Consider the following 11,866-nt stretch of genomic DNA (forward strand, 5'->3'; position numbering starts at 1 on the left):
ATAAATTGAAGAAAAAACTTTTATATTTTACTGTAATGATAATTCTAACCGCCATAATTTTAACAGCATGCACAACCGAGCCTTTTCGTCTTCATGTAATAGCCAACAGCGACTCTAAAGTAGACCAGGAAGTTAAGTTAAAAGTTAGAGATGCTATTTTAGAGTTAGTCAATGAAGATATGGACAATATAAGTACAAAAGAGGAAGCAGAGGAATATATTGCCTCAAATCTCCAAATAATAAAAGAAAAAGCGGACGAAGTCTTAAATGAAAACGGAATGGATTATACTGCCATGCCAGTTATAGGGACGTTTGAATTTCCGGAAAAGACTTATGGAGACGTGGTTTATCCGGCCGGAGAATATGATGCGCTCAGAATAGTTCTAGGCAAGGGAGAAGGACAGAACTGGTGGTGCGTTTTATTCCCGCCGCTTTGTTTAATGGAGATCGATCCGGAAAGCACTGATGATTTAAGCGTGCAAAACGGAGAGGAAGACATACAGTTTGTTTCGTTTTTTGAGGAAATATTCAAAGAATTATTCGGGCTTAGCTAAAAGGAGTATTTATGAGAAAAAGAAGGATTACTAAGTACATGCTGTTGGCATTGGCTTTAGCTATCATATTTGCTGTTAGTGCATGCAGTGTACCAGCTGTCAGCTATTCTTATGGGTCCAGCGGAGCGAAGGTACAAGAGATACAGACAAGGTTGAAAAACTGGGGATATTACAGCGGAAGCATAGATGGCGTATACGGATCTGCTACAACAGCAGCTGTTAAATGGTTTCAGAGAAATAACGGAATAACTGTTGATGGGGTGGTAGGGAGCGTTACGGCAGAAAAATTAGGCATTGCACTTGGGTCTTCTTCCACGTCTTCAGGTACAAGCGGGGCATCAAGCGATATATACCTTCTTGCAAGAGCTGTGTACGGAGAAGCGAGGGGAGAAGCTTACAAAGGGCAGGTGGCAATAGCGGCAGTAATATTAAACCGCGTTGAAAGTTCTTCTTTTCCTAACACTATTGCTAAAGTAATTTATCAGCCAGGTGCATTTACAATAGTTTCAGATGGTCAAATTAATCTGACGCCGGATAATACTGCCATAACTGCTGCAAAAGATGCTATGAATGGATACGACCCTACCGGAGGGGCATTATTTTACTATAATCCCAGCAAGACTACCAACGCATACATGCTTTCAAAAACGGTGACTTTGGTAATAGGCAACCATAATTTTTGTAAATAGGAGATAATTTATGAAGGACGTACGGGAAAGAAACAGAAGAATAATGTATATAGTTGCCGCTGTAGTTATTGCAGGACTTATAACCGCACTTATTATTGTTTCTGTAAACAGCACTAAAAAAGAACGCTTGATAAATGCACAGTATCAACGGGCTTATGAAGATATAGTTAAAGATATAGAATCCCTAGATACCAAGATGGAAAAACTTTTGGTGGCCAATACAGATGACACATACGTATTATTTTTAATGGACGTATGGAGGCAGACAGGCGATACCGAAGCATCTATAACTGCACTGCCGATAAAAAATGAAGTGATTTTACCTTTTACGCAATTCATAACCAGGGTAGGAGACTATTGCAAAAGCTTATCTAACAGGATCTTAAGCGGCGAAAAATTATCGGAAGACGACATTGGGCAAATTAAATCTTTAAGGGACTCGCTTTCCCAGATGGCTACCGATTTAAAGGAGAGATGGGCTGAGACGGGCGGAGATTATGAAAGTTTGATGGACGACTCTGAAATAGCTGCCGAGACTCTGGCAGGCGACAGTTCAGACCAGTATACGGACGACATGTACGTTAAGCTTATATACGACGGGCCATTTTCTGAAAGTACCGAGAACAAGGAGCCGATAGGCCTTGGGGATAAGGAATTAAGCGCGGATCAGGCAAAAGAAATAGCGCAGGAATTTTTGGACAATGCAGAGTTGGTACAGTCAAACGATATGGACGGCACTATACCGTGCTATGTATTTGAAGGGAAGGCTGATGACAGGACTATTTCAATTTATATAACTAAAACAGGAGGAAAAGTCCTTTATTACAACACTGACAGAGAATGGGGAATGAGCGCAGTACCATCCGATGAGCGTTATGAGCAGCTTATAGACATTGCCAAGAAGTGGATCGTTAAAAAGGGATTTCCGGAATGCACTGGGAGCTATGCACAGTTTTACAACGGCTGTGCGGTTATAAACTTAGTTCCGCTTCAAGATGAAGTCAAGCTTTATCCGGATCTAATAAAGGTTTACGTGGATATCGAAACTAACGAGGTCATTGGCTTTGATGCTAATAATTACTGGATGTCGCATACAGACAGGACGCTTGATGCGGCAACTGTGACTGAGGAGCAGGCAAGAGCGATAATCAACCCAAGCCTACAGATAACCGGTGTTACACTCGCGCTTATACCAAAGGACGATAACAAGGAATATTTGTGCTATGAATTTAAAGCAAAGCTAGAAGATACGGATTGTTTGGTATATATTAATGCTAAAACCTGCGCAGAAGAAAATATACTTATAATTAAGCATACTAATGACGGAACTTTGGCGCAATAAGGAGCATATAAAAAAAACGTTAAAAAAGCCTTCTTATGTTGGCTTTTTTCGTATAAGAAGTTATAATTTAATTAGATTACAGGTATAAATTAACTAAGTAAACTGTAAAAATAGTATATAAAAAATTTAATGTTTAAAATATAAAAAGGATTTGGTATAATATAAGTTAAGTATTTAGACATGAAAGGAAGTGTGTCATCATTGGAAAATATTCGTTTATCCATTAAAAGCACACAATACCTTGATGACAACAAAACAGGTCCAATTGAATACATAACCGAAGGCATTAAGTATGAAAAAGATAATAAAATATTGATAGAGTATGATGAAGCAGAAGCTATGGGATATGCTGGTGTTAAGACACAAATGGAAATTGAAGATAATAAGGTGACTTTAACACGGTCGGGGAAAGTTAAATCAAATATGGTATTTGAAAGAGGAAGGATATTTGAGGGGAATTACGTAACTCCATATAATGTGATGACTCTTAATATATTTGCTACTTTAGTCGATGTAAATACCATTGGCAATCCTGGACGTATTGATCTTGAGTATGAAATGAATTTAGGAGATGTGCATACGTTTAATATCTTAAATTTGACATACGAAAAGAAAGAAGGGGGCTTTAAAAGATTATGTTAATTGAATGGTACGGGCATGCTTGTTTTAGGCTTAAATTAACCAACGGTCTTAAAATAACGATAGACCCTTTTGACGAAACGGTAGGATTTCCCCAGCCACATATTGAAACAGACATAGCTTTAATAAGCCATCATCACTTTGATCATTCATGCGCCGACAGTTTAACCGGCAACTATGAAATTATAGATAAGCCGGGCGAATATGAAAAAGGCGGTATTAAGATAAGTGGAGTAAAAACGTTCCACGATAAGAAAAAAGGTGCTCTTCGGGGAGAAAATATTATTTTTAAGATTCAAGCAGAAGGACTTATTATTTGTCATTTAGGAGATTTGTGCGAAGAAATAACAGATGAACTAGTAAGAAAGATTGGGCATGCAGACGTTTTAATGGTACCGGTTGGAGGAGTTTATACAATAAATGCCGAAGAAGCGGTATCACTGATAGATAAACTAGAACCCAACATTGCATTGCCTATGCACTATAGGATAAATCAAAGCAATATTCCTGTTGATAGTATACATTCTTTGATAGAACAGGCAACAGGCGTTTTTGATGTATCAAAATCCGGTAAAAATTATCTTGATATATCCAAACAAAAATTAAAAAAACGTACAAGAATCATAATTTTAAACACACCTTTAGTTGATCACACTTGACAGTTGGAGGGTTAATTTAGTAGAATGAACGTGTTTTTGATATAAGTTATTTGAGGGGTTTTATATGGCTACAAAGTATATTTTCGTAACAGGAGGCGTTGTTTCTTCTTTGGGGAAAGGAATAACGGCGGCATCGCTCGGAATGCTTTTAAAAAGCAGGGGACTTAAGGTATTTATACAGAAATGTGATCCTTATATCAACATCGATCCGGGCACAATGAGTCCATATCAGCATGGGGAGGTATTCGTAACCGACGACGGTGTGGAAACAGACCTCGATATTGGACACTACGAGAGATTTACCGACGAAAATTCTTCTAAAGAATCAAATGTTACGACCGGGAAAATATACTGGTCCGTACTCACAAAGGAACGGAGAGGAGACTATCTAGGAGCCACCGTTCAAGTCATACCTCATATAACAAATGAAATAAAAGATAGCATTTTTAAAGTAGCGAAAACGTTAAAACCAGATGTAATTATTTCTGAAGTAGGCGGCACGGTCGGCGATATAGAATCCCAGCCGTTTTTAGAAGCCCTAAGGCAAATAAAGTGGGATGTCGGTGAAGAAAATTGCATGTACATCCACGTCACATTGATACCATATCTTGGAAAAATAGGCGAAACAAAAACAAAACCAACGCAGCACAGTGTAAAAGAACTACGGGCAATAGGTATTGACCCGGATATTTTAGTCTGCCGTTCGCAGGTACCTATCACCGATGAATTAAAGAGCAAGATAGCCCTTTTCTGTAACGTATCTACAGACTGTGTAATACAGAATTTAGATGCAGACAGTATATATGAAGTCCCGCTCATGTTGAAAAAGGAAAAACTAGGCGAAATGGTATGCCGCAGATTAAATCTGTTTACTAAAGAGCCGCAGTTAAAAGAATGGGAAGAAATAGTAAAGAAGGAAAAAGAACTTAAGGGAAAAATCACTATTGGTTTGGTAGGTAAATATGTGCAGCTTCATGATGCATATATAAGTATAGTAGAATCTCTCCGCCATGCCGGAATCTACAACGGAGTTGAAGTAAATGTAAAGTGGATAAACGCCGAGGACCTGGAAAAAGAAAAAGACATTTCAAAATTCTTAAATGATGTAGACGGGATAATAGTTCCGGGAGGATTTGGTGAAAGAGGCATAGAAGGCAAAATAATGGCAGTTAAGTATGCGCGTGAAAACAAAGTGCCATACTTAGGGTTATGCCTTGGTATGCAGATGGCGGTTATTGAATTTGCGCGCAACGTTTTGGGACTAGCAGATGCAAATTCTACAGAATTTGCGCCTAATACGGCTAACCCTGTAATAGATTTGATGTCTGACCAAAAGAATTTAAAGGACAAAGGCGGCACAATGCGCCTTGGCAGTTACAAATGCCGCTTAGTTAAAGGGACTAAGGCATATGCTGCTTATGGTACGGAAGAAATTGATGAAAGGCATCGCCACCGTTATGAGTTTAACAATTCATATAGGGATGCAATTGAAAAGGCGGGTATGAAAATCGCCGGAATAAACCCATCTAGGAACTTGGTTGAAATAGTGGAACTTAAAGACCATCCGTTTTTTGTAGCTGTTCAGTTCCATCCGGAGTTTAAATCAAGGCCTATAAGGCCGCAACCTCTTTTCCGTGAATTTGTAGCTGCAGCTATAAAATATAATGATAAACAATGTCGAAATATCTAAAAAATGGAAAAATACACGCTATAAAACTTGACAAAGTTATCATATGGCGTGTATTCTTAAATAAAAAACCAATTACTTTTGGTACAGTTCGTTTAAACCCTAATATCTGGGGATATAATATCTACAAATGATATGTTGAATCTCAAAAAAATATTTCCAAATATAATATACTTTTAACTTTGTTAACAGTAGGAAACTCTACTGTGTATTTATATCTAATTTAAGGAGAAAATTTATGGACGCAGAGTTGCTAAAGGAAAAAAGTCTTTCTGATTTGCGTGCTATAGCTAAAATAGCAGGAGTTAAAACTCCCTATAAGTACAAAAAAGAAGAATTATTGCAAATGCTTTTAGACATGAACGAAAGAGATGCAAATAGACATGAGCAGGAAGAGGCTACGTTTGCATTTCGCCCTGAACAGATAGTGCGCCGAATTGATGATTACGATGAAGTTGAAGATGAAGAAGATAAATTTAATTACAGGGATGATGATGACAGGAAGGAAGAAGAAGAAAAGGCACATGTAAATGAATTCGAAGAGCAAAATAAAAAAGACCAGAAGATTATAGAATATGTACACGGCAACGAGGCGGTCAATGCGCTTTTAAATACAGGAGAGTGCGGCCAAGCTTCGGGTATCTTAGAGATACATCCTGATGGGTATGGTTTTTTAAGAAGAGAAAATTATCTGCCGGGCAATAAGGACATTTACGTCTCTATGGCGCAGATAAGGAAGTTTAACTTAAAGACCGGAGATAAAGTCGTTGGGAAAACCAGGCCTTCTAAAGAAGGCGAAAAGCTTTTAGCCCTTTTGTTTATAGAAGAGGTGAACGGCGGGCCGGTTGAAAATTGTATACACAGGCCGGCATTTGAAGATTTAACTCCTATTTATCCGGAAGAACGTTTAACGCTTGAAAATAAAATGTCCGTAAAGGATTTAGCTATCAGGATCATTGATCTTATTGCCCCGATAGGAAAAGGGCAAAGAGGCCTTATTGTATCTCCGCCAAAAGCAGGTAAAACTATACTGCTTAAAAAAATAGCTAACAGCATAACACTTAATTATCCGGAAATTGAGCTTATAGTTCTTTTAATAGACGAACGTCCAGAAGAGGTGACGGATATGCAGCGTTCCATAAATGGCGACGTAGTATATTCAACGTTTGATGAAAAGCCGGAGAACCACACCCGCGTTGCTGAAATGGTATTGGAACGCGCGAAAAGGCTTGTTGAGAACGGAAGAGACGTAGTTGTGCTGATGGACAGTATTACGAGGCTCGCGCGAGCTTACAATTTGGTAATACCGCCAACTGGCAGAACTCTATCAGGAGGCCTTGACCCGGGCTCGCTTTATAAACCAAAGAGGTTTTTTGGTTCTGCGAGAAATATAGAAGGTGGAGGAAGCTTAACTATAATAGCGACCGCCCTTGTAGAAACAGGTTCCCGTATGGATGATATAATATATGAAGAATTCAAGGGAACAGGTAACATGGAAATTCATTTAGACAGGAAATTGTCTGAAAAACGTATTTTCCCTGCAATAGACATAAACAAATCCGGAACAAGAAGAGAAGACTTGCTACTCTCGCCAAAAGAGCTGGAGGGAATATGGTCTCTTCGCCGTGTAATGTCTGCCGGAAGTACGGCCGAGGTTGTAGAACAGATAGTTGGCATGCTGGCAAAAACAAGGGACAATGATGAGTTCTTAAATAATTTAAAGAGCTTGATCGGGGTTTGGGAAAAGGATGGTTACAGCCTTAAATAAAACAAAGTTTTAAATAATTGTTGCAATTTATATAAAAACTGTTATAATATAATCTGCAGTTTTGACGTTAAGAGGTGAAATAAAATGCGTGAGGGAATACATCCCAAATATCAAAAATGTATAGCAAAATGTGCCTGCGGTGCAACTTTTGAAACCGGTTCGGTAAAAAGCGAGTTGAAAGTTGAAATTTGCTCTAGCTGTCATCCGTTTTTCACAGGTAAGCAGAAGCTGGTAGATACTGGCGGCCGCGTTGACAGGTTCAAAAAACGTTATAACATCGACTAAAAATATGGTGTTTATTTGTCATGCATTTTTAGTATATACAAAAATAGTTTTAAGACAGTATAATATATATTTCTTTGCGGGCATGAAAAAGCTTGCATCCGGTGCATCGGAATATGCGCCGTTCATATTGAAAGGGCAGACCGATTTCATTCGGCCTGTTTTTTTAAATTAAGGAGAGAGAATGAAAAAGACAAGTATAGGGGGCCAGGGTGTTTTAGAGGGCGTCATGATGAGGTCCGAAAATGTTACCGCACTGGCTGTACGAAAAGAAAGCGGCGAGATAGTCTATAAGAAAACAGATTTAAAAAACAGAAAGAAAAACTGGTTTTTACGCCTGCCTGTCGTCCGTGGGGTCATTGCTTTTGTAGACACTATGGTAATTGGAACGTCTACGTTGTTTGATTCTGCTAATATGTACAGCGAAGAGCTTGTAAGTGAAAAACCGAGCAAATTCGAAGAATTCGTTGCCAAAAAGACGGGCAAAGATGTTTTGAATATTATGATGATATTCGCAGTTATAATGGCAATTGGCCTGTCGGTTTTGTTGTTCTTCATACTGCCGACGTTTTTGGCCGGGCTTTTTAAGAGTTTTGTTCCGTCTGTATTTTTGAGGAATTTGATAGAAGGGCTAATCCGTGTTATCATATTGCTCGTTTATATAATCAGCACTTCTTTTATAAAGGACATAAGAAGGGTATTTATGTATCATGGAGCGGAACATAAGGTTATAAACTGTTTTGAGCACGAAGAGGAGTTGACCGTATCAAATGTCCAGAAGTATAGGACGCTTCACCCCAGATGCGGAACAAGTTATTTGTTCTTTATCGTTTTAGTCTCAGTCTTACTATTTTCAATGGTGGACTGGAGCGAAGTCTGGTATTTAAAGTATGGACTTAGGATATTGCTTTTGCCTCTTGTTGCCGGACTATCATACGAACTTTTAAAATTTCTTGCCAAAAAAGACAATTGGATTGCCAAAATCATCGGTTTTCCGGGACTAATGCTTCAAAAGATTACGACAAAACCGCCTGAAGACAATATGGTCGAAGTAGCTATTGTTGCTTTTAAGATTGCTTTAGGTGAAGAGCAGGAAAAAGTAGACGAATTAATCAAACAGTATGACAGGTCAAAGCCTGCTAAAGAGACCGAAGAAGAAAAAGAAGAAGATTTAGAAGAACTAAAGGAACTAAATGTTCTGCAATAATTATAAAAACAAAACCAGGATAGAAGCGTTCAGGGAATTAAAGCGAGTATTTAAAAAGGCAAACATTAAGGACAATGAGACAAAGGCCAAGCTTTTATTGTCAAACGCCGTTGGCTTAAGTGCGGGCGATATGTTTTTAAATGGGGATACCCTCCTTTCGCGCGCTCAAAGTTCTTTTATAAAAACAAGTTTTAAAAAAATATTAAAAGGTATGCCTTTTCAATATGCCATTAAATCGGCTGATTTTTACGGGTTTAAATTTTACGTGGATAAAAGGGTATTGATACCTCGCTTTGAAACGGAATTTTTGGTTAAAGAAGCTATTTTAAGCTTAAAACAAAATAAAAAAGATGTGCTCGACATTTGTACAGGGAGCGGTTGCATTGCTATAAGCGTTAAAGAGTCCCTCCCTTATGTAAAAGTAACTGCCAGTGATATATCAAAAAGAGCATTGAAAGTTGCTAAAAAGAATGCTAAAGACATTTTAGGAAAAGATAGCATCTCCTTTATAAAAAGCGATATGTTTAATAATATAAAAGGCAAGTTTGACGTAATAACAGCGAACCCTCCTTATGTATGTGAAAGCGAATATTTGGGCCTGGACCCGTATGTCACGGACTATGAACCAAAGGGAGCGCTTTTGGGCGGGGAAGACGGGCTTTTTTATTATAAGATTATAGCAAGAGATGCAAGAAAACATTTAAAAGAAAATGGCGTGCTTATAATTGAGGTAGGATACGGGCAAAAAGACAGTATAAATGAGATTTTTTCATCATACTTTAAAAACGTTAAGTGGATAAAGGATTTTTCAGATATAGACAGGGTTGCAGTTTTCAAAGGAAAGGATTGACTAAATGTTAGATAAATTAAACGGCATAAAATCAAGATACGAGGAATTGACAAAAGAGCTTTCTAAAAATGAAGTAATAACTAATCAGGAACTATATAAAAAACTAGCATGCGAGCATGCTAATCTTGAAGAGGTCTTTTTAGCATACCAAGAATATTTGAAAAACGAAGAAGAAATTTCCGGAGCAAACGAGCTTTTGAATTCCGACGATGACGACTTTAAAAACATGGCAAAAGACGAACTTGCAAAGCTTACTAAAGAAAAGGAAAAGATGACAGAGAATTTAAAAGTCCTTTTACTTCCAAAGGATGAAAACGATACAAAAAACGTTATACTTGAGATCCGTGCAGGAACAGGCGGTGATGAAGCCGCGCTTTTCGGGATGGATCTACTCAGGATGTATACGAGGTATGCAGAGAGACATGGTTTTAAAACGGAAATATTAACGGGCAACTTTACTGAGCTAAATGGAGTTAAGGAAGTAGTTATGTCTATTTCCGGGCGCGGAGTCTATTCAAGGCTTAAATATGAAAGCGGCGTACACAGGGTCCAGCGCGTACCGGAGACGGAATCCAGCGGAAGGATACATACTTCTGCGGCCACCGTTGCTATACTTCCAGAAGCAGAAGAAGTTGACGTTGCAATAGGGCCTAATGACCTCAGGATAGATGTTTTCAGAGCCGGAGGGCATGGAGGGCAGTGCGTCAATACAACGGATTCTGCAGTCAGGATAACCCATTTGCCGACCGGGCTGGTAGTTACATGCCAGGATGAAAAATCCCAGCTTAAAAACAAAGAAAAAGCTATGAAAGTCTTAGTATCCAGATTATACGATTTGATGAAGACAGAGAAAGACAAGCAATATTCCGAGGAAAGAAAAACTTTAGTTGGCAGCGGAGACAGGAGCGAGAGGATTCGCACATATAATTTTCCGCAGGGTAGGGTTACAGACCACCGTACGGGAATGACGCTATATAAACTCGATATGTTTTTAGACGGAGATTTAGACGAGATAATAGATGGGCTCATATTAAAAGACAGGGAACAGCAACTGTCGAGCATATAAAAAGGGATAAAATGTATAAAACAAAGATAATAGATCTTAAAAAAGACAGGGAAACAGGCATTAAAAAGGCCGGGAAAATTTTAAAAGAAGGCGGTGTAGTTGCCTTCCCGACAGAGACGGTATATGGCCTTGGAGCAGATGCGCTAAATGCTAGAGCGGTTAAGAAGATTTTTGAAGCGAAAGGCCGCCCGGCAGATAACCCGCTTATAGTGCATATAAGCAAGATAACTGATGTTGATAAAATAGCATTTGTAACTGATACAGCTAAAAAGGTCATGGATACATTTTGGCCGGGCCCTATAACGATAGTGTTGGAGGCAAAGGATATAGTAAGCGATGCCGTGACTGCCGGCCTTAAAACCGTTGCGGTTAGAATGCCGGAAAACGAATATGCACGGGAACTTATTAAAGAAAGCGGAGTTTTGATAGCAGCTCCGTCTGCAAACTTAAGCGGAAGACCAAGCCCGACTACGGCTTTGCACGTAAAAGAGGACTTAAACGGGAAAATACCCTTGATTTTAGACGGAGGAGAATGCAGCGTTGGCCTTGAATCTACCGTTGTAGACGTATCTAATGATAAATGCGTTATACTTCGGCCGGGCGGAGTTACTTTAGAGATGCTTAAGGCCGTTTTAGGAGACGTTAGATTAAATGACGGGGTTTTATCTAAAAAAGAAGTAAAAGGGGTGCCCAAATCCCCGGGAATGAAGTATAAGCACTACGCACCCAGGGCAGAAGTTTTTATCGTTGAAGGGAAAAACGAGGAGGAAATCACTTCAAAAGTTATAAAACACGCAAGTCAGGATAAAGAGGCTTCTAAAAAACCGGTGATACTTTGCACTGATAAAAGAGCTAATGTTTACAGTGGATTTATTTTACTGTCCCTAGGGCAATCCAGCGAGGACATTGCTAAAAGGCTGTTTTACACCCTTAGAGAAGCAGACGATATAGGTGCGGACACGATATATTTTGAGGCGATACCTGAAAACGGCATAGGCCTTGCGGTAATGAACCGGGTTTTAAAGTCTGCCGCTTTTAAAAAGATATGATTAAAAGCCGTATCAAAAAGGTGGTTGCTAAAAACATCAAATAATATATAATTAAAATATAGGCAAGTTTTAAA

13 protein-coding genes are annotated in these 11,866 nt (G+C 38.8%); all 13 read left to right on the forward strand.

The features are described from left to right. Positions 1-5 precede the first annotated feature (5 nt). Positions 6-554, forward strand: a complete 549-nt coding sequence (gene spoIIR, locus R2876_06230) for a stage II sporulation protein R (protein ID MEZ4358201.1) — start codon at positions 6-8, stop codon at positions 552-554. Positions 555-565: 11 nt separating this feature from the next. Continuing rightward, entirely contained in the window at positions 566-1,243 is a 678-nt protein-coding gene (gene sleB / locus R2876_06235) for a spore cortex-lytic enzyme (protein ID MEZ4358202.1), read from the forward strand. A 10-nt stretch (positions 1,244-1,253) separates the two neighbouring features. After that, on the forward strand, positions 1,254-2,585 hold the full coding sequence (locus R2876_06240) for a germination protein YpeB (GenBank protein MEZ4358203.1): 1,332 nt from the start codon (positions 1,254-1,256) through the stop codon (positions 2,583-2,585). A 180-nt stretch (positions 2,586-2,765) separates the two neighbouring features. Next, the gene (locus tag R2876_06245) at positions 2,766-3,227 is read left to right on the forward strand and encodes a DUF1934 domain-containing protein (GenBank protein ID MEZ4358204.1); all 462 of its coding nucleotides are present in this window, start codon (positions 2,766-2,768) and stop codon (positions 3,225-3,227) included. Next, the gene (locus R2876_06250) at positions 3,221-3,883 is read left to right on the forward strand and encodes an MBL fold metallo-hydrolase (GenBank protein ID MEZ4358205.1); all 663 of its coding nucleotides are present in this window, start codon (positions 3,221-3,223) and stop codon (positions 3,881-3,883) included. The genes R2876_06245 and R2876_06250 overlap by 7 nt, the downstream gene beginning before the upstream one ends. A 64-nt stretch (positions 3,884-3,947) precedes the next feature. After that, positions 3,948-5,573, forward strand: a complete 1,626-nt coding sequence (locus tag R2876_06255) for a CTP synthase (protein ID MEZ4358206.1) — start codon at positions 3,948-3,950, stop codon at positions 5,571-5,573. Between the two features lie 235 nt (positions 5,574-5,808). Beyond that, positions 5,809-7,338, forward strand: a complete 1,530-nt coding sequence (gene rho / locus R2876_06260) for a transcription termination factor Rho (GenBank protein ID MEZ4358207.1) — start codon at positions 5,809-5,811, stop codon at positions 7,336-7,338. A gap of 84 nt (positions 7,339-7,422) precedes the next feature. Beyond that, entirely contained in the window at positions 7,423-7,623 is a 201-nt protein-coding gene (gene rpmE / locus R2876_06265; GenBank protein ID MEZ4358208.1) for a 50S ribosomal protein L31, read from the forward strand. Beyond that, positions 7,589-7,795 carry a hypothetical protein gene (locus R2876_06270; protein MEZ4358209.1) on the forward strand — a complete coding sequence of 69 codons (207 nt, stop codon included), beginning with the start codon at positions 7,589-7,591 and terminating at the stop codon, positions 7,793-7,795. The genes rpmE and R2876_06270 overlap by 35 nt, the downstream gene beginning before the upstream one ends. A gap of 9 nt (positions 7,796-7,804) precedes the next feature. Then, positions 7,805-8,827: a DUF1385 domain-containing protein gene (locus tag R2876_06275; GenBank protein MEZ4358210.1), complete on the forward strand. Its 1,023-nt coding sequence runs from the start codon at positions 7,805-7,807 to the stop codon at positions 8,825-8,827. Then, positions 8,814-9,677, forward strand: a complete 864-nt coding sequence (prmC, locus tag R2876_06280; GenBank protein ID MEZ4358211.1) for a peptide chain release factor N(5)-glutamine methyltransferase — start codon at positions 8,814-8,816, stop codon at positions 9,675-9,677. Before R2876_06275 ends, prmC begins: the two co-directional genes overlap by 14 nt. 4 nt (positions 9,678-9,681) lie before the next feature. After that, entirely contained in the window at positions 9,682-10,743 is a 1,062-nt protein-coding gene (gene prfA, locus R2876_06285) for a peptide chain release factor 1 (GenBank protein MEZ4358212.1), read from the forward strand. Between the two features lie 11 nt (positions 10,744-10,754). Next, positions 10,755-11,792, forward strand: a complete 1,038-nt coding sequence (locus R2876_06290; protein MEZ4358213.1) for an L-threonylcarbamoyladenylate synthase — start codon at positions 10,755-10,757, stop codon at positions 11,790-11,792. The last annotated feature ends 74 nt before the right edge of the window (positions 11,793-11,866 follow it).

Source organism: Eubacteriales bacterium, from assembly GCA_041390245.1.
Classification (GTDB): Bacteria; Bacillota; Clostridia; order Christensenellales; family JAWKQI01; genus JAWKQI01.